At 38.5% G+C, this 24,639-nt stretch carries 23 protein-coding genes; 5 read left to right on the top strand and 18 right to left on the bottom strand.

Translation table 11 applies throughout. The annotated features are described in order from the left end of the window. Position 1: 1 nt before the first annotated feature. The 5 genes from rbsA to xseB form a co-directional block, all read right to left on the bottom strand. The gene (gene rbsA, locus C0T34_RS13200; RefSeq protein ID WP_109850292.1) at positions 2–1,510 is read right to left on the bottom strand and encodes a ribose ABC transporter ATP-binding protein RbsA; all 1,509 of its coding nucleotides are present in this window, start codon (positions 1,508–1,510) and stop codon (positions 2–4) included. A 7-nt stretch (positions 1,511–1,517) separates the two neighbouring features. Next, the gene (rbsD, locus tag C0T34_RS13205; RefSeq protein WP_088493695.1) at positions 1,518–1,937 is read right to left on the bottom strand and encodes a D-ribose pyranase; all 420 of its coding nucleotides are present in this window, start codon (positions 1,935–1,937) and stop codon (positions 1,518–1,520) included. A 351-nt stretch (positions 1,938–2,288) separates the two neighbouring features. Further along, positions 2,289–4,154, bottom strand: a complete 1,866-nt coding sequence (dxs, locus tag C0T34_RS13210; RefSeq protein WP_109850293.1) for a 1-deoxy-D-xylulose-5-phosphate synthase — start codon at positions 4,152–4,154, stop codon at positions 2,289–2,291. A 66-nt stretch (positions 4,155–4,220) separates the two neighbouring features. Continuing rightward, positions 4,221–5,144: a (2E,6E)-farnesyl diphosphate synthase gene (gene ispA / locus C0T34_RS13215; RefSeq protein ID WP_088493693.1), complete on the bottom strand. Its 924-nt coding sequence runs from the start codon at positions 5,142–5,144 to the stop codon at positions 4,221–4,223. Next, positions 5,145–5,408, bottom strand: coding sequence for an exodeoxyribonuclease VII small subunit (gene xseB, locus C0T34_RS13220; protein WP_023580876.1), 264 nt, complete (start codon positions 5,406–5,408; stop codon positions 5,145–5,147). It lies immediately after the preceding gene. 201 nt (positions 5,409–5,609) lie between these two features. On the opposite strand from xseB, the gene thiI reads away from it, so the two are divergent. Beyond that, positions 5,610–7,061 carry a tRNA uracil 4-sulfurtransferase ThiI gene (gene thiI / locus C0T34_RS13225; protein ID WP_088493692.1) on the top strand — a complete coding sequence of 484 codons (1,452 nt, stop codon included), beginning with the start codon at positions 5,610–5,612 and terminating at the stop codon, positions 7,059–7,061. A 73-nt stretch (positions 7,062–7,134) separates the two neighbouring features. Here thiI and C0T34_RS13230 read toward each other — a convergent pair whose 3' ends face one another. From C0T34_RS13230 to panE, 4 genes are all read right to left on the bottom strand, one after another. Beyond that, positions 7,135–7,515, bottom strand: coding sequence for a type II toxin-antitoxin system YafO family toxin (locus C0T34_RS13230; RefSeq protein WP_098941115.1), 381 nt, complete (start codon positions 7,513–7,515; stop codon positions 7,135–7,137). Between the two features lie 6 nt (positions 7,516–7,521). Next, the gene (locus tag C0T34_RS13235) at positions 7,522–8,103 is read right to left on the bottom strand and encodes a hypothetical protein (protein ID WP_098941114.1); all 582 of its coding nucleotides are present in this window, start codon (positions 8,101–8,103) and stop codon (positions 7,522–7,524) included. 173 nt (positions 8,104–8,276) lie between these two features. Beyond that, positions 8,277–8,894 carry a protein deglycase YajL gene (gene yajL / locus C0T34_RS13240; RefSeq protein ID WP_109850294.1) on the bottom strand — a complete coding sequence of 206 codons (618 nt, stop codon included), beginning with the start codon at positions 8,892–8,894 and terminating at the stop codon, positions 8,277–8,279. Next, on the bottom strand, positions 8,863–9,783 hold the full coding sequence (gene panE, locus C0T34_RS13245) for a 2-dehydropantoate 2-reductase (protein WP_109850295.1): 921 nt from the start codon (positions 9,781–9,783) through the stop codon (positions 8,863–8,865). The genes yajL and panE overlap by 32 nt, the downstream gene beginning before the upstream one ends. A gap of 261 nt (positions 9,784–10,044) precedes the next feature. Here panE and C0T34_RS13250 point away from each other — a divergent pair, with 261 nt between their 5' ends. Continuing rightward, on the top strand, positions 10,045–10,536 hold the full coding sequence (locus tag C0T34_RS13250; RefSeq protein ID WP_072063676.1) for a YajQ family cyclic di-GMP-binding protein: 492 nt from the start codon (positions 10,045–10,047) through the stop codon (positions 10,534–10,536). Between the two features lie 78 nt (positions 10,537–10,614). Here C0T34_RS13250 and C0T34_RS13255 read toward each other — a convergent pair whose 3' ends face one another. From C0T34_RS13255 to C0T34_RS13285, 7 genes are all read right to left on the bottom strand, one after another. Continuing rightward, entirely contained in the window at positions 10,615–11,985 is a 1,371-nt protein-coding gene (locus tag C0T34_RS13255; RefSeq protein ID WP_109850296.1) for an MFS transporter, read from the bottom strand. Between the two features lie 173 nt (positions 11,986–12,158). Then, a complete protein-coding gene (cyoE, locus tag C0T34_RS13260) occupies positions 12,159–13,043 on the bottom strand; it encodes a heme o synthase (RefSeq protein WP_069368580.1) in 885 nt (294 codons plus the stop codon). 11 nt (positions 13,044–13,054) lie between these two features. After that, positions 13,055–13,387 (bottom strand): cytochrome o ubiquinol oxidase subunit IV, encoded by a 333-nt coding sequence (locus tag C0T34_RS13265; protein WP_109850297.1) that lies wholly within the window; start codon positions 13,385–13,387, stop codon positions 13,055–13,057. Further along, positions 13,387–13,998, bottom strand: a complete 612-nt coding sequence (locus C0T34_RS13270; RefSeq protein WP_036932890.1) for a cytochrome o ubiquinol oxidase subunit III — start codon at positions 13,996–13,998, stop codon at positions 13,387–13,389. Before C0T34_RS13270 ends, C0T34_RS13265 begins: the two co-directional genes overlap by 1 nt. Further along, positions 13,998–15,980 (bottom strand): cytochrome o ubiquinol oxidase subunit I, encoded by a 1,983-nt coding sequence (gene cyoB, locus C0T34_RS13275; RefSeq protein ID WP_109393252.1) that lies wholly within the window; start codon positions 15,978–15,980, stop codon positions 13,998–14,000. The genes C0T34_RS13270 and cyoB overlap by 1 nt, the downstream gene beginning before the upstream one ends. A 4-nt stretch (positions 15,981–15,984) precedes the next feature. Next, the gene (gene cyoA / locus C0T34_RS13280) at positions 15,985–16,935 is read right to left on the bottom strand and encodes a cytochrome o ubiquinol oxidase subunit II (protein ID WP_088493685.1); all 951 of its coding nucleotides are present in this window, start codon (positions 16,933–16,935) and stop codon (positions 15,985–15,987) included. A 496-nt stretch (positions 16,936–17,431) separates the two neighbouring features. Further along, positions 17,432–18,193, bottom strand: a complete 762-nt coding sequence (locus C0T34_RS13285; RefSeq protein ID WP_075671993.1) for an outer membrane protein OmpK — start codon at positions 18,191–18,193, stop codon at positions 17,432–17,434. Positions 18,194–18,560: 367 nt separating this feature from the next. Here C0T34_RS13285 and dbpA point away from each other — a divergent pair, with 367 nt between their 5' ends. After that, positions 18,561–19,934, top strand: a complete 1,374-nt coding sequence (dbpA, locus tag C0T34_RS13290; RefSeq protein WP_075671991.1) for an ATP-dependent RNA helicase DbpA — start codon at positions 18,561–18,563, stop codon at positions 19,932–19,934. Positions 19,935–20,058: 124 nt separating this feature from the next. Here the strand turns inward: dbpA and ampG are convergent, their stop codons facing one another. Both ampG and C0T34_RS13300 read right to left on the bottom strand, forming a co-directional pair. Then, on the bottom strand, positions 20,059–21,579 hold the full coding sequence (gene ampG, locus C0T34_RS13295; protein WP_098941111.1) for a muropeptide MFS transporter AmpG: 1,521 nt from the start codon (positions 21,577–21,579) through the stop codon (positions 20,059–20,061). A gap of 56 nt (positions 21,580–21,635) precedes the next feature. Continuing rightward, on the bottom strand, positions 21,636–22,214 hold the full coding sequence (locus C0T34_RS13300; RefSeq protein WP_098941110.1) for a YajG family lipoprotein: 579 nt from the start codon (positions 22,212–22,214) through the stop codon (positions 21,636–21,638). Positions 22,215–22,554: 340 nt separating this feature from the next. Between C0T34_RS13300 and bolA the strand changes: the two genes are divergently transcribed. Together bolA and tig are read left to right on the top strand one after the other, a co-directional pair. Continuing rightward, positions 22,555–22,869, top strand: coding sequence for a transcriptional regulator BolA (gene bolA / locus C0T34_RS13305; RefSeq protein WP_098941109.1), 315 nt, complete (start codon positions 22,555–22,557; stop codon positions 22,867–22,869). 321 nt (positions 22,870–23,190) lie between these two features. Next, positions 23,191–24,495 (top strand): trigger factor, encoded by a 1,305-nt coding sequence (gene tig / locus C0T34_RS13310; RefSeq protein ID WP_023580863.1) that lies wholly within the window; start codon positions 23,191–23,193, stop codon positions 24,493–24,495. Positions 24,496–24,639: the final 144 nt, after the last annotated feature.

A 24,639-nucleotide genomic window follows, 5' to 3' on the forward strand; every position in this document is an offset into this window, starting at 1 on the left:
ATCAAACTCCTACTTTAGCGTCATATTGTTTACCAACAGCCGCAGCCATTAGCATTTCTTGTGTGACATTGTGAGCGGAGAACTCACCACTAATACGACCTTCATGCATAACCAAAATACGGTCACTCATTCCCATTACCTCAGGCATTTCAGAAGAAATTAAGATGATGCTTAATCCTTCTTGTTTAAATTTATTAATTAGCTGATAAATTTCTTTTTTAGCGCCCACATCAACGCCTCGAGTGGGTTCATCAAGAATAAGTACTTTAGGGCGAGTCATTAGGCCTCTTGCGATAGCCACTTTTTGTTGATTTCCCCCTGATAAGAAACCAATGGTTTGATCCATTGAAGGGGTTTTTATATTGAATAATTTAATAAAATCGCCAACAGTGAGTTGCTCTTCTTTATGATTAAGCACACCCATACCGCGGCTAAAATAACGTAGCGCAGTCAAAGACATATTTTCTTTTACTGACATACCGAGCACTAAACCATCACGCTTTCTATCTTCAGAGATGTAAACAATGCCTTGTTCTAAACCTTCAGCGGGTTTTTTGATTTGGCAGGGCTTACCATCTAACTCAACAGTGCCATTGGTTTTGGGTAATGCGCCGTAGATAATTTTCATTAATTCTGTACGACCAGCACCCATTAAGCCTGAAATACCAAGAATTTCGCTTTCATGTAATGAGAAACTGACATCATGAACATCTTCGCCACTGAGGTTTATGACGTTGAGTTTGGTTTTACCTTGAGGGATATTAATACGAGGGTATTGGTCTTCTAACTTACGACCAACCATCATTTCAATTAGAGTGTCTTCTTTTAATGAGGCGACAGGTTTTTCACCAATAAACTGACCGTCTCGCAGTACAGTCACGTCATCGCAAATCTCAAAGATCTCTTTTAAACGATGTGAGATATAAACAATGCCGCAACCTTGATCTCTTAGTTCACGAATAACACTAAATAGCGACTCAGTTTCAGTGTCAGTTAATGCATCTGTTGGTTCATCCATAATAATTACTTTGGAACCAAAACTAAGCACCTTGGCAATTTCTACCATTTGCTGATCACCAATCGATAATTCAGACACTAAACGGTGACTGCTGTAAGCAAGATTTAATCGAGCTAATAACTTATCGGCCTCTGCATACATTTTCTTCCAATCGATAGCGCCAAAAGCACGGGTAAACTCACGACCTAAGAAAATATTCTCTGCGATGGTTAATTCAGGAATAAGGTTAAGCTCTTGGTGGATAATACCTATCCCTGCTTCTTGAGAAGATTTGGGACCATTAAAAGCACAACTTTCACCTTGATAAATCACTTCGCCGGCATCTTTTTTATAGATCCCTGTGAGTACTTTCATGAGTGTTGATTTTCCTGCGCCGTTTTCACCGACTAAAGCCATCACTCGACTAGGGTAAATTCGTAACGTCGCACCTGATAGTGCTTTTACACCGGGGAATGACTTATCAATATCTTTAAGTTCAAGTAAAGGTTCCATATTGTCCTCAAAAAGTCACACCAGAAAACAACACAATATTGGCATAAGGCGTACATTCACCGGTTCTAATAACAGCTTTATTTTCAGTAAGTTGTTTTTTGAATGCTTCATGTGAAACATACATTATTTGAATAGACTTCTTCTGCTCTTGCTCTAATAAATAGAGATAAGAGAGGATTTCATTAAAAAGAGAGGGATTGATGGTTTTAATTTCTTCTGCCAGCATCACGGCTTCAACTTGCATCTCATGAGTGATTGTTTGCAACACGGACATAAAGTCCGGAATACCCTGAGTGAGAGCAAGATCAATACGTTCAACAGAGGAGGGAATAGGTAATCCGGCATCTGCAATAGTGATTTTGTCAGTGTGTCCTAAACGTGAAATTACACTCGAAATAGGACTATTAAGTAATACACCTTTTTTCATATTTTCTCCTCAGCGAAACGTTTCGCTGTTTACATAGTAGAAAAGAAAAGTGGGAAAACAAGTTTGATTTATTCATATTGTGAGCATGATCGAAACGTTTCGTTGGCAAGCAAAAAGAAAGAAAAATCTAACTGATTGAATAAATTAACGCTGAATGGATTCAATGAGGGAAATGATTGTTTTCAGAGAATTTCATAAAAATGTGATGAAAGACAAAATTATAATGGAAGAGGAAAATATGAGGTTTGAAAGTGTAAACCAGTATATAAAAGTAGGTAAACTTCAGTCTGGAAAATACATTAACCTCCCCTATAGTTAATTAGGAGAGGTTTTTTAATTATTTAAATTCAATCAGTTAGCTTGATAGGCTTTAATTGATTTTTCAATGCCTTCAGCATCTAATCCTAAGTCAGTTCTGATTTCTTCTTGTCCACCTTGTGGTACAAATAGATCAGGTATACCTAAGTTTAAGACAGGTACTAAGCAACGCTCTTGCATTAATAACTCATTAACACCACTGCCTGCGCCACCCATAATGGCATTCTCTTCTAGTGTTACCAACATATCATGTTGTTCTGCCAGAGAAAGGATAAGGGATTTATCAAGAGGTTTGATAAAACGCATATCAGCCACAGTTGCATCAAGTTTTTCAGCTACTTCTAATGCTTCGGGTAGTAATGTACCAAAGTTTAGAATAGCAATGTCTTTACCTTGGCGACGAATAATACCTTTACCCATAGGCAGTGGACTGAGTGGTTGTAATTGCGCACCAACACTCGAGCCCCTTGGGTAACGTACTGCAACAGGGCCATCTTGATAGTGATAACCGGTGTGAAGCATTTGGCGACACTCATTTTCATCACTTGGTGCCATAATGATCATATTAGGAATACAGCGTAAGAATGAGAGATCAAAAGCACCTTGGTGAGTTTGACCATCTGCTCCCACAATACCACCACGATCAATAGCAAATAAAACAGGCAGTTTTTGAATGGCAATATCGTGGATCACTTGGTCATAAGCGCGTTGTAAGAATGTTGAGTAGATAGCAACGATAGGCTTATAACCACCAATTGCTAAACCCGCAGCAAAGGTAACAGCGTGTTGTTCTGCGATCGCAACATCAAAGTATTGTGATGGGTATTCTTTTGAGAAACGCACCATACCAGAGCCTTCACGCATAGCAGGGGTAATTGCCATGAGTTTCGGATCGGTTGAGGCTTCTTCACATAACCAGTCACCAAAAATTTTAGAAAATGTAGGTCGTGCATTAGGGCTTTTAGGTAATGTACCTGCTTGTGGATCAAACTTAGGTACAGCGTGCCAGCTAATAGGATCACGTTCAGCAGGTGCATACCCACGACCTTTCTTAGTCATAATATGCAGAAGCTGAGGACCTTTTAGATCACGCATATTGGCGAGTGTTTGCACTAACGCAATAACATCATGACCATCAACTGGGCCGATATAATTAAAGCCTAACTCTTCAAACATGGTGCCGGGAACAACCATGCCTTTAATATGTTCTTCTGTCTTTTTCAGTAATTCTTTAATTGGTGGAATACCAGAAAAGACCTTTTTTCCACCTTCACGTAAGGTAGTATACAGTTTGCCTGATAGCAATTGAGCAAGATGATTATTCAATGCACCAACGTTTTCGGAGATTGACATCTCGTTGTCATTAAGTACAACGAGCATATCTGGCTCAATGTCACCTGCGTGGTTCATTGCTTCAAAAGCCATACCCGCAGTAATTGCACCATCACCAATCACACAAACTGTTTTTCTGTTCAGCTTTTCTTGTTCTGCTGCAACAGCCATACCTAAACCTGCACTGATAGAGGTTGATGAGTGACCGACACAAAGTTTGTCGTATTCACTCTCTTCTCGCCAAGGGAAGGGATGTAATCCATTTTTTTGACGGATAGTATCAATGCGGTCACGGCGACCTGTTAAGATCTTATGGGGATAGGCTTGATGACCAACATCCCAAATAAGATTATCAAAAGGGGTTTTATAGACGTAATGAAGAGCAACCGTTAACTCAATAGCACCTAAACCTGAGGCGAAGTGACCACTTGAGCGGCTGACACTGTTAAGAAGAAATAGCCTTAGCTCATCACAGAGTTTAGGTAAACTCTCTTTTGGTAATAGGCGCAAATCTTCTGGTGTTTCAACCAACGCCAATGTGGGATATTTTTCGATATCAATGCTCATGTGATGCCTATTAATTAATCACTTGTAATAGGGAAAGAACAGGTAAGCTGCTCTCTTTATTTTTTATTAGTTTTTCCGTTCGACGATAAAACTCGCTAATTGTTTAAGCGTGGTCGTATCGTACTCGTATTGCTCAAGAAACGCTAAGGCATCCAGTGCTTCGTTATACAATTCCTGTGCTTTCTTTTGAGCTTGCTCTAACCCAAGAAGTGCAGGATATGTGCTTTTCCCTGATTCTTGGTCGCTGCCTTGACGTTTTCCTGTTTCTTCAGTGCTGCCAATGACATCTAAAATGTCATCTTGTACCTGAAATGCAAGGCCAATAGAGTGGGCATATTTATCTAGTGCGGGTAATACATCATGGCCTTTTGAGCCAGCACTAAATGCGCCTAAGCGAACAGCTGCACGAATTAATGCACCTGTCTTGTGTAAATGGATTTTTTCAAGAGATGCGAGATCAATCGATTTATCTTCGGCTTCAAGATCAAGTGCTTGACCGCCGCACATACCAGCGAGCCCGCTGGCTGTTGCTAATTCAGCAATCATTGCAACACGATCACTCATTGCAACATCAGGCATTGGATTTTTCGCTAAGATCTCAAAGGCGAGTGTTTGTAATGCATCGCCTGCTAAAATTGCGTTGGCTTCACCAAACTCAATATGACATGTTGGTTTACCACGACGTAAATCATCATCATCCATTGCAGGCAGATCATCATGAATAAGAGAATAAGCGTGAATACATTCTACTGCGGCGGCTGGTGCATCAAGGTTAAGAGCAGGGATTTTAAACATTTCACCTACTGCATAAACAAGGAAAGGACGTAAGCGCTTTCCACCTAAAAGGGCACCATAATGCATGGCTTTACCTAGAGGCATGTCAGTAAATGGTAAAGCGGATAGCGCTTGGTTTAATGCATCGTCAACACGCTGGTGGGCGGAATCTAATTTATGACGGAACGCATCCGTACTTGAAGTTGCGTTACTCAATTATTCTGCCTCTTGGATAAAATCATCAGGAGTTGCATTATCATCTTCTTTAAGAAGAATGCGAACACGCTGTTCTGCGTCTTGTAATGTTTTTTGTCCAACACGGGCTAGACGAACGCCATGTTCAAATTCATTAAGCGCTTCTTCTAAAGGGAGTTCACCGGATTCTAAACGGTTTACGATTTGCTCAAGTTCTTGCATAGATGCTTCGAAACTTGGTGCTTGTGCGATGTCTTCGTTAATTGGTGTTGTTTTCTTAGCCATAATATTTTTGATAATAAAGCATGTTAGCGCTGAATAATAGCGATCATCTTACTACAATTGAGAAGAAAATTTCTTATTCAGTCGATGATTTTTGCGGGTGAGCCCTAAATATTGGTGATATACTTTGTGACTTTTATAAACTCCAGTCAATTTACATCACTGTAGTTTATGTTTCTACTTAATAACCTATGACCATTGACTATGAAGTTTATTATTAAATTATTCCCCGAAATTACGATCAAAAGCCAATCAGTTCGTATACGTTTTATCAAGATCCTCACTAGCAATATTCGTAATGTACTTAATACATTAGGTGATGAAATCACGGTTGTCCGTAATTGGGATAACATTGTTGTTGTCAGCAAGGATGAAAGCAAAAGTGAGGCGGTATGTGATGCATTAACACGTATTCCTGGTATTCATCACTTTCTACAAGTAGAAGAGCATCCGTATACTGATCTACACAATATTTTTGAGCAAACTTTTGCAGCATTTAAGCATTTAGTTGAAAACAAAACATTTTGTGTTCGTGCCAAACGTCGTGGTAAACACAGTTTTACTTCAAATGAAGTTGAGCGCTATGTTGGTGGTGGTTTTAACCAACACGTTGAAAGTGCTAAAGTGAAATTAACCCGTCCAGATGTCACCATTAATTTGGAAATTGAAGATGACAAACTGATTCTGGTAAATGCGCGTTATGAAGGTATTGGTGGTTTCCCAATTGGTACACAAGAAGATGTTTTATCACTGATCTCTGGTGGTTATGACTCAGGTGTATCGAGCTATATGTTAATGCGTCGTGGTAGCCGAGTTCACTATTGTTTCTTTAACTTAGGTGGCTCTGCTCATGAAATTGGCGTTAAACAAGTTGCGCATTATTTATGGAACCGTTTTGGTCGTTCACATAAAGTGCATTTCGTTGCTGTTGATTTTGAGCCTGTTGTCGCAGAAATCTTAGAAAAAGTCGATGATGGTCAAATGGGTGTTGTATTAAAACGTATGATGGTACGTGCAGCATCAAGAGTGGCAGAACGTTATGGTGTTCAAGCAATTGTTACTGGCGAAGCATTAGGGCAGGTTTCTAGCCAAACCTTAACTAATTTACGTTTAATTGATAATGCGACAGATACGTTAATTTTACGTCCTCTTATCACTCATGATAAAGAGAACATTATCAATATCGCACGTCAAATTGGTACAGAAGATTTCGCTCGCACAATGCCTGAATTCTGTGGTGTGATTTCAAAAAGCCCAACAGTGAAAGCGGTAAAAGCGAAGATCGAAGCAGAAGAAGAGAAGTTTGATTTTTCTATTCTTGATAGCGTTGTTGAAAATGCTAAGAATATGGATATTCGTCGTATTGCAGAAGAAACCGTACAGCAAGTTACTGAAGTTGAAATGGTCTCTGAATTTGGCGCTAACGACGTTATTCTGGATATTCGCTCACCAGAAGAGCAAGAGACTTCACCATTAAAGATAGAAGGTGTTGATGTTAAAGAGCTACCTTTCTATAAACTAAGCACTCAGTTTGGTGATTTAGATAACGCAAAAACCTATTTACTCTATTGTGATCGTGGAATGATGAGCCGTTTACAGGCGCTTTATTTACGTGAGCAAGGTTTTGAGAACGTTAAAGTCTATCGTAAAAAATAATATATAACGTTTATATTGTTGATAAAAAAGCCACTATGGAGTGGCTTTTTAATTGGTTGTTGATAATGATTTATTAAAAGAGATTTTGAAATTCTTCAGCTCTTTTTTCTAGTACAGCCAAAAATGATGTTTTTGCTATTTCATGGGCATTTGGTGACATAATAGCAATAATTTGATATCTGTCAGGGTTGAGCCAATGCTGGCAGTAAACTAAGTAATGATTGGATTTTCTTTGTATTTGTGGTGTTCTTTTATTCCATTCAGGCTCAATTGGCATTCTAATATGTATTTTAGAAATTAGAGATTGACATAATTTAGCATTACTTTCCCATCGACCATCAGCACCTAAATAATTAGATAATATTTTCTCTTTTTTCCAGAGCTTTAATAAGAGAGCATACTCATCAGCGATAGCTTTATATTCAATATCAGGATGTATTGATATTTGAATCATAACACATTAATTGCTATCAAATTTAGGTGTATCAAGCCCTAATTTAGTATGCTCAGATTGTATTAGTTTTCTCATCTCAGCATCTGTTATATTGGGTTTTTTATTCGTTGTTTTTAATGGCTGATGAGTTTGTTCTATAAATGAAACAACCTCAGCTAATGCACTTCTATATATTGCTAATGAGCGGCCAAATAAAAGAATACTCTGTTTTTTTGAGATATCATTATTTGAAAATGAAATAAGGACATTTTTTATATCAGCTAAAGAGGTATCTATACCTTTTATATTTTTATTTATTTGTTCATAGATGTGTTGGCTAATAAATAAACTTTCATGTTTTTCCCACTCTTCTTTTAATCTGTTTAAGTCACTATTGAGTAACTCAGCTAATTTGTTCATTTTTTCAGTGGCATCATTAATTGGAATAGCAACAAGTTGATTAGATACCGGAGATGCAAAAGAGTATTGAACATTGGAGATTAACGATGATTGTTTATGTTTAAAACTTTCTGCTGGGACAGTGGCTAATCCCATAGAAATTAAAGTAACAAGCCTAGGTAATTTTTTATGATATTGCAGAGTTTTCATTTTGCCACATCCTTTAGAAATTGGCTCTATCTTAGCCTCTCAATAATTATTTTTAAATATGATAAGAAGAAATAACAGCTGAAATAAGTCTTAAAAATTAATCCCCAACTAATAAATAATATATTAATAATGTGATTTTATTAAATGGGGACGTTTTCTAGTATGTAAGTTAATTACCTATCCCCAAAGCCTGTAAATTCATCTTGGTAATTATAAATGCCGGGTGGTAATACAAGTTGTTTGGCAACATCGGCAGCGACTTCTTTGCCTTTTAAGCGCTCGATAATTTTTAGTGCAAAATCGATAGATGTTGCAGGTGCTTGGCTAGTAATTAAGTTAACTCTTTCATCAAAATAGACTCGATAATCAACCCATTTTTTCGGTGATATTTTATCTTTTAATGTAGGAAAGCCCGTCATGTTGCCGATGGGAAAAATATTGTGAGATTCAAGAATAATTGCAGGTGCTGCACAAATGGCTGCGACAAGTCTATTCTCACTGTGCATACGGCGCACTTTCTCAACCACTAAAGGGCTGTCTCTTAAGGTTTCAGTACCTTGTAACCCACCGGGTAGAATAATAACGTCGTAATGATGATCAACGACACGAACTAAAGGCGCATCAGCTACAATTTTAATACCACGAGAACAAGTGATAACAAGATCATCAACATCATCTTCTGCACTTGCAAGTACAACATTAATACCGGCTCTTACCAGTAAATCTGCGGTGGTAACGACTTCGGTTTCTTCACTTCCATTAGCTAGGCAGATGAGCGCTGATATGGTCATAATTGCCTTCCTGTTGTTTAATAAATTGAAAAAGGCGGTTATTTTCTGGTAACACAAGCCCTTGTTCTGAAGCCCGACGTAATAAATAACCAGTAATATAGTCAATCTCTGTATGGCGCTGATATTTCACATCTTGATACATAGACGAATAATTATTTGCTGTTTGTTCTATCGTATCAATAATATAACCATGAAGATGGGCTTGAGATGTTGGTACAACCCCTTCGCGCTCCATAACTTGATAAACTTCATCACATATTTTTTGAATATGTTCAGGATAACGCAATAAATCTCCATTACGGCATTGATAATAAACGGTAAGAGGGTTGATAACACAATTAACCGCAAGTTTTAGCCAACTAATCGTGTGGATATCATTATGCCAAGCGACATCGGGTAAGGCATGATGCAAGATTTCGGCTAAATAACTGTATTGTTGAGCTGCATGATTTAATGGGCCTATATGTGTTATTCCAGTTGCTGTATGAATAACATCTTGGCCTTGTTGGTAAGCACCATGAGTAATAATGCCTTGTAAAATAGGCCTGATAACTGAGTGTTTTGTTGCGGTTAATTCATCAGCAGTACCCATACCATTATGAATTAGTAAAATAGGGCACTGTGCAGAAAGATTAGGTAATAGTGCATTAACTGCATCTGAGACTTGCCAAGATTTTAAGCAGACAATTAATAATTCGCTTTGTTTTAACCATTCAAGTTGATTTGCGGTAATACGTTGATAAAAAGGCTTGCCATTAATGTTATCAACACTCACGTCCAAAAAAGGCTGAGGCACTCTAAGCCAACCTTGTACTTCATGAGATTGAAGTGTTAAAGCTGCAACCCAAAGTTTACCAATCGAACCACACCCTAAAACGGTAATTTTCATTGTGCCTCTTTTTGCAAATCGTAATAGCGTAAGGTGGCTACTGACGGTCATTAGACTATTTAGCTAAAATTATAACATTGATTACACTACTCTGTTTAAAGTATGTTTGCGCTTTACTGTAAGAGGAAATTAACAGTTGCCTTGTAAATCCTCGTCCAATGTGAAGTGACCCCATAAATTTGTTATTGAATGTACAATGCTTTTTTGCAACCCTAAAAGAAGCTATTATTCGGGTTGTATTTATTTATTGAGGAAGAAAGAATGCCATCTTTTGATATCGTATCTGAAGTTGACTTACATGAAGTGCGAAATGCGGTAGAAAACGCACAACGTGAACTGACTACTCGCTGGGATTTTCGTAACGTTGAAGCAAGCTTTGAGTTAAACGAAAAAGCAGAGTCAGTGAAAACGACCAGTGTATCTGAATTTCAGGTTCAACAATTACTAGATATTCTGCGTGAGAAAATGGCAAAAAGAGGGATTGATGGTGCAGTATTAAATATCCCTGAAGAGATGACTCACAGCGGAAAAATGTACAGCGTAGAAGCCACCTTAAAACAAGGTATTGATACAGCTTTAGCGAAAAAAATTGTCAAGCTGATCAAAGACAGTAAGTTGAAAGTTCAGGCTCAAATTCAAGGTGAGCAAGTTCGTGTTACAGGTAAATCACGCGACGATTTACAAGCCGTGATGAAATTAGTAAGAGAAGGCGAGTTAGGGCAACCATTCCAATTTAACAATTTCCGTGACTAATTGTTCATCTATTTAGTCATACAAAAATGCGCTGTTGAACCAGCGCATTTTTATTTCATCCAATAAATTTATTGGACTTCAAACTAAAGAGATCAGAGCCTCTAATGTTGCTCTTGGCGTCTTTTTAGTATCAACCTTGATATAGGCACTTTGTTCATCCGCCATAATCACAACTTCATTAACACCAGGTTGTTGCTTAAATAATTGCTGTAGTTGCTGTTGTTGGCTCGAAGATAAACTTTCAGGTAATTCAACACGTAAGTTACTGACATAAGAAGGTTGGCGTAATGTTAGGCTAATAAAAAACCAAATAAAACCAATCACTAAACAGCCTAAAAATACAGTCTGTGCACTATAATGCTGGTAAAGCCATCCTCCTAAAATTCCACCTAATGCCACACCTAAAAATTGGCTAGTGGAATAAATTCCCATTGCTGTGCCTTTATAACCTGCTGGTGCTTCTTTACTGATTAATGAAGGAAGAAGTGCTTCCATAATATTAAATCCAATAAAGAAAACTTGAATGCCCGCAATAATTAACCACAAGCTAGAGCCTGAAATAATCAAAATAACTTGAGCAATAATAAGTAAGGAAATACAGAATAAGAAAACTTGTTTCATTTTTCGTTTTTTTTCTGCATAGATAATAAAAGGAAGTACAGTAATAAAGGCGATAAGCATGGTGACTAGATAAACAATCCAATGTTTCTCTTTCGCTAAGCCGGCGCTATTCATAACCAGAGGAAGTGCAACAAATGCCGCCATTAATAAAGTATGTAGTGAAAAAATACCTGTATTCAATTTAAGAAGTTGTGCATCAAATAAAACCTTTTTTACGCTACCACGAACAAAACCTGACTCTCGATTAAGAATATGGTGTTCGCTATTCGGCACAGTAAAAAGTGTAATAATAATGCCACCAAATGCGAGTAGGGCAATTCCCCAAAATAGGCCATGTAAACCAAAAATATGCGTTAAAATAGGTCCTAAAACTAAGGCTAAAGCGAATGTTATCCCAAAACTAATACCAATAAAGGCCATTGCTTTTGTTCTATTTTGCTCTCTTGTTAAATCTGATAATAAAGCCATTACTGCAGCTGAGATAGCTCCCGCTCCTTGCAATGCTCTACCAATAATAATGCCGTAGATATTGTCACTGAGAGCCGCAATCAGACTACCAATAATAAAAATAATTAAGCCAAAAACAATCATAGGTTTTCGACCAAATTTATCAGAGAAAATACCAAAAGGAATTTGGAATATAGCTTGTGTTAATCCATAAATACCGATGGCTAATCCAATGAGAGATTCTGTTGCGTGTTGTAGTTGAATCCCGTAGGTGGTTAAAACTGGGAGTACCATAAACATGCCAAGCATGCGAAGAGAAAAAACAGTACCTAGTCCCCATGTTGCTTTGCGCTCTAATGGGGTCATTTTATTATCATTCATGGATTACCTCGTATTACTGATACCCCCATTGTAATGACATTTTCTAGTGAGGTTAATCAATAAATGGGATACAAAAAAGACAAAACTGTACTGATATCATGCGAAGTCGTAAAAGCGATAAAAAAATACCAGTCAGAAGGCTGACTGGTATTTAGGTTACTTTAATAAATACATTATCTTAGATACGCAAGAACCGCTTCTGTTGAGCTTGTTGGATCAACAGACATCATTACGCTTAATGAAGTGATTGCGACAATAGAGAAAATAAATAATTTTCGTGCCCACACAATATCATTGGTTGCTTTATAACCTGATAAAGCCATGCCTAACCACCAAATACTGACGGCTGAAGCCACAATCAGGTATTTATAGCCTGCATAACCGACTAATGTCAGCATTAAGGTTGCGATCATAAACGCCAGAATATAGAGAATGATATGACGTTTAGCGACTGAGATCCCTTTAATTACAGGTAATACAGGGATATTTGCAGCTTGGTAGTCTTTAAAACGGAAAATAGCAATGGCATAAGAGTGAGGCATTTGCCACAAACTAAAGATAAGTAATAGGATTGCCGCGCCTGCATCAAATTCACCGCTAACGGCACAATAACCGATAACAGGAGGTGCAGAGCCAGATAAACTTCCAATCAGCGTGCCATAAACAGATTTACGCTTCATGTAGAGGCTATAAACCCCAACATAAATAATAAAACCGAATACAGCGATAAACATTGCAAGTGGGTTGGCTGCTACATAGAGCAGCACAACACCTGCAATACCTAATACTGAGGCATAAATCAGGCTAATTCGAGGGTCAATTAATCCTTTAACTAATGGGCGATTCTTCGTTCTTTCCATGATACGGTCAATATCACGGTCAATATAGTTGTTAAAAACACAACCAGAAGCAACGACCAGAGACACCCCAAGTAGAGTCGCAAAAAATAGGGAGTAATCAATCTCACCTTTAGAAGCGAGCAGAAAACCACCTATTACAGAAATTAAATTTCCGAAAATAATTCCTGGTTTGGTGACTTGTAGGTATTGCTTAATCATAGCGACAACTCTTAATCCATCATCATATTGATGTTCAGGTTGTACATAATCCACAACGAGCCTACGACAACAATGCCGATAATAAGCAGTGTGAACAGGAATGCGACGACGTTCCAGCGTTCTTCTGATGACGTATTCATATGCAAGAAGTAGACTAAGTGAACCACAATTTGCACAACTGCCATACCGACAACAGTCCATAGAATTGTTGCTGGTGTCGCTGTTCCTTCCATCACCATCCAAAATGGAATAACGGTGAGGATAACAGACAGAATAAAGCCAATCAGATAAGACTTCATGCTGCCGTGGCTTGCGCCTGAAGGAGAAGTATTTGGATGACTCATTACATCGCTCCCATCAGATAAACTACGGTGAACACACAGATCCAGACAACGTCAAGGAAGTGCCAGAACAGACTTAAACAGCTTAAACGAGTACGGTTAACTTCAGTTAAACCACGGCGTGATACTTGGATCATCATAATAACAATCCAAATTAAGCCAGCCGTTACGTGAAGACCGTGCGTTGAAACTAATGCAAAGAATGCAGATAAGAATGCACTGCGATCTGGGCCATAACCTTCTGCGATTAGCTCATGGAATTCGTAAACTTCCATGATGACGAAACCTAGGCCGAATAAGAAAGTAACAAATAACCACAGATTAACTTGGCTAACGCTACCTTTGTTCATGCTCAGCATAGCGAAACCAAAAGTGATACTACTAAATAGCAGTAAGAAGGTTTCAACTAAAACAAACGGTAAGCTAAAAATTTCTTTACCTGAAGGGCCATCCGCAATCCCGTTAACAAGCACCGCATAAGTGGCGAATAAGCTGGCAAACAGGATAAGGTCGCTCATTAGGTAGATCCAGAAGCCGAAAACTTTCGTCGCTCCTGCATCGTGGTGCCCATGATGCTCATGGGCGTTTGTGTTATTTACAGTTTGAGTAGACATTATTTCACACCTGCTTTTTTCAGTTCTTCATAATGCTTATTCTCGAGAGCTTCAATTTCAGGTACTTGGACATAGTAATCCACATCTGTATCAAAGCTTTTCACGATCCAAGTGACAATCATGCCAGCGAAACCAACGATAGCTAACCACCAGATATGCCAGATCATGGCAAAACCAAGTACTAAGCTGAATGCTGAAATAATCACACCAGCGCCTGTATTTTTAGGCATATGGATTGGTTCGTATTTAGTTGGACGCTGATAAGCGGTGCCTTTTTCTTTTTGATCCCACCATTCATCACGCGTTTGAACATTAGGTTCAACGGCAAAGTTATAGAAAGGAGCAGGTGAAGAAATTGACCATTCCAGAGTACGTCCTCCCCACGGATCTCCCGTTAAATCACGGTTTTGATCACGGTCACGGATACTGACGTAAATCTGGACAACTTGGCAAGCGATACCGATAGCAATTAGTGCAGCACCACCCGCAGCAACCATCAGCATTGGATGGAACTCTGGGTTGATGTTTTGGCTGATACGACGAGTCATACCCATAAAGCCAAGAATGTACAGTGGCATAAAGGCCATAAAGAAGCCGATAAACCAGAACCAGAATGCACGGATACCCCATTTTTCATTCAGTGTGAAACCAAATGCTTTAGGGAACCAGTAAGTCATACCAGCGAAACAGCCGAATACCACACCACCGATAATAACGTTATGGAAGTGAGCAATTAAGAATAAGCTGTTATGTAGAACGAAGTTTGCACCCGGAACGGCTAACAGAACCCCAGTCATCCCCCCAACAGAGAAGGTGATAAGGAAACCGATAGTCCACAACATTGGGCTTTTATATTCGATACGGCCTTGATACATCGTAAACAGCCAGTTAAAGATTTTAACCCCTGTTGGTATAGCGATGATCATCGTGGCGATACCGAAGAAGGCATTGACGTTGGCGCCAGAGCCCATAGTAAAGAAGTGGTGTAACCAAACGATAAATGACAACACGGTAATAACGACAGTTGCACCAACTAATGAGGTATAACCGAATAACCGTTTTTTAGAGAATGTTGCTGTAACTTCAGAGAACACACCAAATACAGGCAGAACAAGGATATAAACTTCTGGATGACCCCAAGCCCATACAAGGTTGATGTACATCATCATGTTACCGCCCATATCATTGGTAAAGAAGTGCGTACCAAGATAGCGGTCTAAAGTTAATAACGTAATAGTGACTGTTAAAATTGGGAATGCAGCGATAATCAGGACGTTAGTACATAAAGCAGCCCAAGAGAATACTGGCATTTTCATCATGCTCATACCCGGCGCACGCATACGCAGGATAGTTGCAAAGAAGTTAACCCCTGTTAGAAGTGTACCAATACCGGATATCTGTAAACTCCATATCCAATAATCGACCCCGACTCCAGGGTTATATTCCAGACCAGAAAGTGGCGGATAAGCTAACCAACCTGTTTGAGCAAATTCACCGATACCCAAAGAGATGTTGATTAATAACACACCTACAACAAAGAACCAGAAGCTCAGGGAATTTAGGAATGGGAATGCCACATCACGAGCACCAATTTGTAAAGGCACAACGAGGTTCATCAGGCCCACAACAAAAGGTGTTGCCATGAAGAAAATCATGATAACGCCGTGTGCGGTAAAAATCTGATCATAGTGATGAGGTGGTAAGAAACCGGCTTCACCAGCAGAGGCGAGAGCTTGTTGGCTTCTCATCATAATCGCATCGGCAAAGCCACGGAACATCATGACCATTGCAACGAGGATATACATAATACCAATTTTTTTATGGTCAACGCTGGTTAACCATTCGGTCCACAACCATTTCCATTTACGAAAATAAGTTAGTGCGCCAACAACAGCAAGCCCACCAAGAACAATACCGAGTAAAGTAACTACGATAATTGGTTCATGTAGCGGGATTGCATCAAGAGTTAATTTTCCGAACATGCCTTTATTCCTCTGCTCCTGCATGCGCCGCATGGCTCATGTTCATATTCATTGTTGCATCAGCATGTGCTGTCTGGTTGCCACTGGTGTGAGCGCCATGACCTGTGTGACCAAATTTAGAAATGGTCTCTTGGAATAACATTGGCTTCACGCTTGAATAGTAGGTCACTGGATTTTTCTGGCTTGGTTTAGCAAGTTCATTAAATGCAGCGGTCGTATTTAACGTATCTGACGATTGTTTGACTTTTTCAACCCACGCATCGAAACCGGCACGATCAGGTGTCGCAATCGCTGTAAATTTCATATCAGAGAAACCGTGTCCACTATAACTTGCTGACATTCCTGGATATTCACCAGGCTCATTAGCAATTAAGTGCAGTTTAGTTTGCATTCCTGCCATCGCATAGATTTGTCCACCTAAGCGAGGGATAAAGAATGAGTTCATGACTGAGTCAGAAGTGATTTTGAAATTAACAGGAACATTAGTAGGGAAAGCCAGTTCATTTACTGTTGCAATACCTTGTTCAGGATAGATAAATAACCATTTCCAATCCATTGAAACAACTTCAATGGTGACAGGTTTTTCTGTGGACTCTAATGGTTTGTAAGGATCAAGTTCATGGGTTGTTTTCCATGTGATGCTTGCCAAAATCACAATAATGATAATTGGCACAGTCCAAACGACGAGTTCAATTTTATTTGAGTGAGCCCAGTTTGGGCGATAGGTGGCTTTAGTATTGGATTCACGGTAGCGAAAAGCGAAAACAATCACCATCAGTATTACCGGTATCACAACAATTAACATTAAACCAAGCGCAATGAGGATTAATGTTTTTTGCTCAGCGCCGATAGCGCCTTTGGGATTCATTAACGCCATATCACAGCCACTCAATAGAAGAGCTGCTGCTAATAGCGAGAGTGTCCCAATACTTTTTATGTATTTCATAAGTCTCATCCAACGACCCAAATGACAAAGGTTCTATTGTTGTTTCATCAGTATCAGTAAGGACATTTTACGGTAAGGTTGCGACAGTGTAAACAATTGTAATGGTAAGTAAGTGGTTGGTTAGTCTTTTGTGTTAATGTGATCACAAGTAATTAAAATATTAAATAAATGTTAATTTAATTATTGCGTATTAACTATAATTTCATAAAGTATCATGTTTTTAAAATAAATACATATTTTTACAAATAAAAATGCAATAAAAAGTGTAAGAAAACGTATTCTGATTAAAAAAGTAACAAATTAGAGGTCGGAGGAGAGTTGATGGGGAAAATCCTTTTTATATTGATGTTTAATATCCATATTTGATGCTTGTATGATTTTTAATATGGATAATTAGTGATTTGATGAATGTTTATATCCAATGAGAAAGTTTTTCATTAAGTGATAAAAAGAGGTTACAGCGGATAAAAATCGATCCGCTGTAATAAAAATTAACAATTTCCTATCAGAAGTTATATTTCAAGCTATATACAATGCCATCTTGCAGAAAACTCTCTCCTAGCTTTTTATAAGCATAACGATACTGAATTCCAGTAGTGATAGAGGTCGTTGGATGCCACCAAATGGCTAAAGCGCCATTAATGCCATTTTTACCTCCATTGCCATAACGTTTGTGTCGTTGGAATTCCATTTCATGCCAGTTTGTTAGGCTAAATTTTTGATTTTTTATATTAAAATCATATCCAGCAACCCAACCAGCCACATAACCGTTGTTACCTGAATATTTAGATTGATCGACATAATGAAGGGCAATAAAAGGTTTAAACCATAAATTAGCAATTTGTGTGTTATAGCCAAAGCCGTAAAGTGTATTTACTTCATGGAAGTTACCACCATATTTTTTACCAGGGAGTGACCATGTACCGTAAACATGTCCGTATAGATTGAAATGACTTTCACCTAAATAAATGCGGCTTGTTGCTTTAACGGTATAACGTTGATTATCACCCGGTTGCGCTTTTCGAGGATTAAATGGATTTTCAAGATCAAAAAAGCCGTAAAACTCACCCCATGAAAAGTTAGCGCCACCTTCAAGTTCTAAATAGGCAAAATCATCTTTATGAGAAGATTGCCCTGTTTTGTGTGTTGTATGTGTTGTCCAATCCAAGTAGTTAATACTAGCGCTTGCAAATCCTCCTAAATAGCTTGCCTGAGAAGGTAAAGAGAATGTTGTTGCGATGACAAATAAAAATGATTTTTTGATCATAAATTATCCCGATGGCTTATGGCCAATTATGGTTGCGGTGAATGTTCAGTTTTTCTTTTTTATTAGAATAATAAACTATAAAAATCCTTTTTATAGAAATTTGAGTTTAAAATAAGATCTATTTCTAGAATTTTGATATTAGTTTAAAAAATGAGAAATTTTGTATTTTTTTATTTTATTTTTTGAATTAATAGCAAAAATAAAAAAGGAGTTTTTGATAAGAAGAGGAAATTTAAGGAGATAATGATAGAAAATGGCTCTTAGATGAAAAAGTAATATGAACAGCGTAAAAATACCTCACGACACGGGAATAAAGGGATAGTATCATTAACCCATATTCGTTTTTATCTTACTTGGAATTTTCATTGTGACCTCATTTGCTGAACTTAACGCACTTCCTACTGAACAACTCGCTAACCTTAATGAATTGGGTTATCTCACTATGACTCCAGTTCAAGAAGCTGCTTTGCCCGCCATTCTTGAAGGAAAAGACGTTCGAGCTCAAGCAAAAACAGGTAGTGGTAAAACAGCTGCTTTTGGTTTGGGTGTTTTGCAACATATTGATGCAAAACAATTTAATACCCAATCACTTATTTTATGCCCAACGCGAGAACTTGCTGATCAAGTTGCAAATGAATTACGTCGCCTTGCTCGTTATCTTCCCAATATCAAAGTATTGACACTGTGTGGTGGTGTTCCATTTAGCATCCAGCGTGATTCATTAATTCATGCTGCACATATTATTGTTGCAACGCCGGGTAGATTACTTGATCACATAAGAAAAGAGACTGTTACTTTAGATGATGTGAAAACATTGGTATTGGATGAAGCAGACAGAATGTTGGATATGGGATTTTTTGATGATATCAACGACATTATTTCTCGTATACCAACCGCACGTCAAACATTGCTCTTTTCTGCAACTTGGCCAAATGAGATCGCAGCAATTAGCCGTAAAATCCAGAAAAATCCAGTCACTATTGAGATAAACTCTGTTGATGAACTTCCGGCGGTTGAACAGCAGTTTTATGAAATATCTCGTCATGGAAAAATAGGATTACTGCAAAAACTTTTAAGTCGTGAGCAACCAGCTTCTTGTGTGGTGTTTTGTAACACGAAACGAGATTGCCAAGATGTGTATGAAACACTGACAGAAAGCAACCAAAGTGTACTTGCTTTACACGGCGATATGGAACAAAGAGAGCGTGACCAAACGCTTATTCGATTTGCTAATGGGAGTTGTCGTGTATTAGTAGCAACAGATGTTGCGGCTCGAGGACTAGATATTAAAGCGTTAGAAATGGTGATTAACTACGAATTATCGTGGGATCCTGAAGTGCATGTTCACCGGATCGGTCGTACAGCTAGAGCGGGCGAAAGTGGATTGGCTATTAGCTTTTGCGCACCAGAAGAAATTCAGCGAGCTAATGCGCTAGAAGAGATGCTTCATATGAAGATAAATTGGTTACCAGTACCAACTGGGCTACAAATTACGCCTCTTGAAGCAACAATGGCAACATTATGTATTGATGGTGGTAAAAAAGCCAAAATGCGTCCGGGTGATATTTTAGGCGCATTAACGGGCGATATGGGTTTCAATGGTGCCGACATTGGTAAAATTATGATTAACCCAACACATGCTTACGTTGCCGTAAAACAATCTATCGCCAAACAAGTTTGGAAACAGCTGCAACAAGGTAAAATCAAAGGTAAAGCAGTAAAAGTAAGATTGTTTAGATAAGTTCTCTTTAGTGACTGCTCCCCGCCCGTATTGGGCGAGGGTTTACGGCAGATTTTGCTAAGAATGCAAAAGGACAGCTTAAGCTGTCCTTTTTTATGGTGCATATTTTGAGAGAGTAATAAAATTAATATGTTGTTTTCTTAAGGGCTAAATAATCTAAGATTGTGCCAAAGACAAGGCTTATCGCACCAATAATAACACCGTATAAAAAGAGTGTTGAAGCCCAAGAACTTAATCTATTAGTATCTATTGACTGAATAAAATCAACAGATTGGAATATTTCTAAAGTCGGTAGTGAATTTGTAATAACAAGAATTAAACTACAAATAAAGAAGAAAACAGTCAGCATCAAACCATAAATAGCAAAACGGTACTGTTTAATAAATAAAGTTCTTCTAAGGAATTCACCTGTTTTTTGCGTATAAATAAGTGTGTTTTTCGAAATTAATAACAAGATAAGGCCAGGTACAGCAGCAATAATAGAAAAAAGATAAAATGCTTCCCAACCGTGGCTTTCAACATACCAGCCTGCAACGGGGCCAACATAAACACGACCAATAGCAGAGAGAGCTGAGAGTAACGCAAATTGTGTTGCTGAAAAGGAGAGATGACAAAGTGTCATTAAGAGGGCAACAAATGCAGCTGTTCCCATCCCTCCACAAATATTTTCAAATGCAACTACCGCACCCATGCTATAAATACTTTGCTCAGAAACAGCTAAATACCAATAACCAATATTTGAACCACCTTGCAAAATACCAAAAATCATCAGCGCTTTAAATAAACTCCAACGGCGCATTAATAAGCCACCTAGTAATGCCCCAATAATAGTGGCTGCAAGTCCAAGAGTTTTATTTACTAATCCGACTTCACCGGCATCAAATCCAGCACCGCGAATAAGAAAGGTGGTACTTAAACTTAGGGCAAAGGCATCACCCATTTTATACAGCACAATAAGCAGTAAAATTAGCCAAGCATTATTGCGAGAGAAGAATTCATATAAAGGCTCAATAACAGCTTCATAGAGTGTACGTGGTGGCTTTACGGCGGTTTCTGGCTCTTGAGCGAGTAATGTGGCAATAATACCAATTCCCATTAAGGCAGCCATTAACCAGTACATGTTTTGCCAGCCAATATATTTATCGGCTAACCAAAGCGCCATTCCTCCTGAAACAAGCATAGCTATGCGATAGCCTAATACAGAAACCGCAGCACCTGTACCACGCTCATCTGCTTTTAAAATATCTGTTTTATAGGCATCAAAAACAATATCTTGTGAAGCAGAACAAAAGGCAACGATGACAGCTAAAGAGGCAAGCCACCATAAATGATCATTAGGATTTAGAAATCCCATTCCTGCAATACCAATCACTAACCCTATTTGAGTGAGCAACATCCATCCTCGGCGACGGCCAAGAAAAGAAGGGGTATAGCGATCCATAAAAGGCGACCAAAGGAATTTAAAAACATAGGCTTGTCCCACTAATGAGAAAAAACCAATGGTTTTTAAATCGATATCTTCTACCGTCATCCATGCTTGTAATGTACCTGCGGTTAACGCCAGAGGTAATCCAGAAGTAAAGCCAAGTAATAGAAGAATAAATGATTTATACCAAGTGGTTTGTTTGAAGGCGGGCTGAACCATGCAAAAATTCCTTTAAACGACCTGTTTGAAGTAACAGGTCGTTTATTCTAATAAAATTAACGGGCGTTAGATTTGATAAATTGACTGACTGAAGCGTCTTTTGCCATATCGTTAACGAGTTCACTTAAGACATTGTTAATCGCAGCGGCAATTTTCTCATTAGTTGCACCAAATGGACCTTGAACATTGTAGCTAGTACGGAATGTTTTGGTATTAGAACTGCCATTCGGCAAAGTGACGATAATTGAAATATCCGCTTTTGCACTGATATTATGACGAACGCTTCCTTCACCAACATCTGCATTGAGTTTATTGATAGCAATAATCACATCAGCAGAAGCCGGAGAACCTATCATAAAACCACGGGCTGTCATTTGTTTTTGTAAAACTTCTTGCATTAAAAATGCAATATCACGAGTTGGAACAAGGACATCTAATTTACCGTTGCGGTTGATTTCCGCTAAGTTTTTTGATGCACGTTTGTCTTGGCTTGAAATGTTCAGTGAAATAGGGCGCATTGTTGGATCTGCCGCAGGAACTGACATCACAGGCTCAATAGATAATTTGTTACTAGGAGTTGCACAACCTGAAAGCAGAGTTAATGCAAAAACAGCACAGAGTAAATTTTTAATCATGAGGTAATCTCGGTTAAATATGTCTGTTGTGTTAACAAGTAGAATAGGCTTCAAACTTTAGCCTATCATACCACTGCTGATAGGTTGCTAATATCCCCTTAACGAACGAAATTATCTGATTTTATCAATTGATTTTATTTCAAATTACCCTCATTTTTACTCATGTATTTGACAATATTCGGTCAATGGTTTTACTCAAGATGAAAAATAAGCGATTATCATCAGCAAAATTAAAAAGAATAAGCTCATCATTTCGTATTGATAAAGACTAAATCAATATAGTCTGGTTGACTTATTTTTTATTCGCCATGGTATAAAGGCTAGAGTATTAGGGGCAGAGATGATCCGTGATGATATTGAGAATAAGCTGATTTCACGCTTTTCACCGCATTTTTTACAAGTAATAAACGAAAGCTATCGCCATAATGTGCCCGAAGGCTCTGAAAGCCACTTTAAAGTCATTATCGTTAGTGATGATTTTAATGAAAAACGTAGTGTTTCGCGCCATCGTGATGTGTACCAAACATTAGCTCATGAAATGGAAAATGGTGTTCATGCATTAGCATTGCACACCTTTACTTTGAATGAATGGAATGAACAACAGGATAAAGCATTACGCTCTCCTGGGTGTCGTGGCGGAAGCCAAGAAGATTAACAACCTTATCGTTAATCATGAGTAAATAGATCCTAAGATGCGTATTTTTTGTTCTTTATAGAGGAAAAAAGGGGCGAGTTGCTCGATTTTATGAAAAAATTGAGGAATAAAACGGCTCTTTCTCGACTCAACCCCTCTAGATCGTTATAATGTCGCGTCTAATTTTCAGTAAGGTTTCGGGATGCTTCTGATATCAGGGATCCTCGTTTTTTTAAATGTGGCGGCCCCGGTTCTGAAAGGAAAATAAACCTAAACATGTCAATACCATGTTAGTTTCCTTTAAAGTAGACCGAGCACTAAAACTTATTTTGAGGTAACAAGATGCAAGTTTCTGTTGAAACGACTCAAGGCCTAGGGCGTCGTGTCACAATCACCGTACCAGCCGCTGATATCCAAACTGCTGTAGACAGTGAACTGAAAAAAGCTGCTAAAACTGTTCGCATTGATGGTTTCCGTAAAGGTCACGTTCCAATGTCAATGGTTAAACAGCGTTATGGTATGTCAGTACTGAATGATGTTCTGGGTGACCTGATGCAGCGTAATTTCATTAACGCTATCATCGAAAACAAAGTAAACCCAGTTGGCGCACCTGACTACAAACCAGAGCAATACAAAGAAGGTGAAGACTTTGTTTACTCTGTAGAATTCGAAGTTTTCCCAGAAATCGAACTGAAAGATCTGGAAAGCATTGAAGTTGTAAAACCCGTTGTTACTGTTAAAGACGAAGACGTTGATAACATGTTAGAAACACTGCGTAAGCAACAAGCAGAGTGGAAAGATAAAGACGGCGAAGTTGCAGCAGAAGATCGCGTAACTGTTGATTTCAACGGTTCTATTGACGGTGAAGAATTTGAAGGCGGAAAAGCTGAAGATTTCGTACTGGCAATGGGTCAAGGTCGTATGATCCCAGGTTTCGAAGAAGGCGTTATCGGCCATAAAGCTGGCGAAGAATTCACAATTGATGTGACTTTCCCAGAAGATTACCACGCTGAGAACCTGAAAGGTAAAAAAGCACAATTCGCTATCAACCTGAAAAAAGTTGAAGAGCGTGAACTGCCAGAATTAACTGAAGAGTTTATCAAGCGTTTTGGTATTGCTGATGGTTCTGTTGATGGTTTACGTGCTGAAGTACGTAAAAACATGGAACGTGAACTGAAAAATGCAATCCGTACTCGTGTTAAATCACAAGTTATTGATGGCTTAGTTAAAGCAAACGAAGTTGACGTACCAGCAGCTGCTGTTGACAGCGAAATCGAAGTGCTACAACGTCAAGCCGCTCAACGTTTTGGTGGCGACGAGAAACAAGCTCTGCAATTACCACGTGAACTGTTCGAAGAACAAGCTAAACGTCGTGTAATCGTTGGATTACTGTTAGGTGAAGTGATCAATAGTAATGAACTGAAAGCAGAAGACGACCGTGTTAATGCACTGATCGACGAAATGGCTTCAGCTTACGAAGATCCATCAGAAGTTGTTGAGTTCTACAACAAGAACGAACAACTGATGAACAACATCCGTAATCTTGCGTTAGAAGAGCAAGCGGTAGAAAAAATCTTAGCAAATGCTAAAGTAACTGAAAAAGAAACTAACTTCACTGAACTGATGAACGAAGTTCAAATGGGTTAATTCTTAACCGCGAATATCGGTTTTAAGCAAAAACCCGTGGTTTTTACCACGGGTTTTTTTCAGTTTGTATATATTTATCAAATTTTGCCTTGAAATTTGAGCGATTATCTCCAGATAATTCTATATTCTCTTTATCACTCCTCG

Source organism: Proteus sp. CA142267, from assembly GCF_003336825.1.
GTDB lineage: Bacteria > Pseudomonadota > Gammaproteobacteria > Enterobacterales > Enterobacteriaceae > Proteus > Proteus terrae.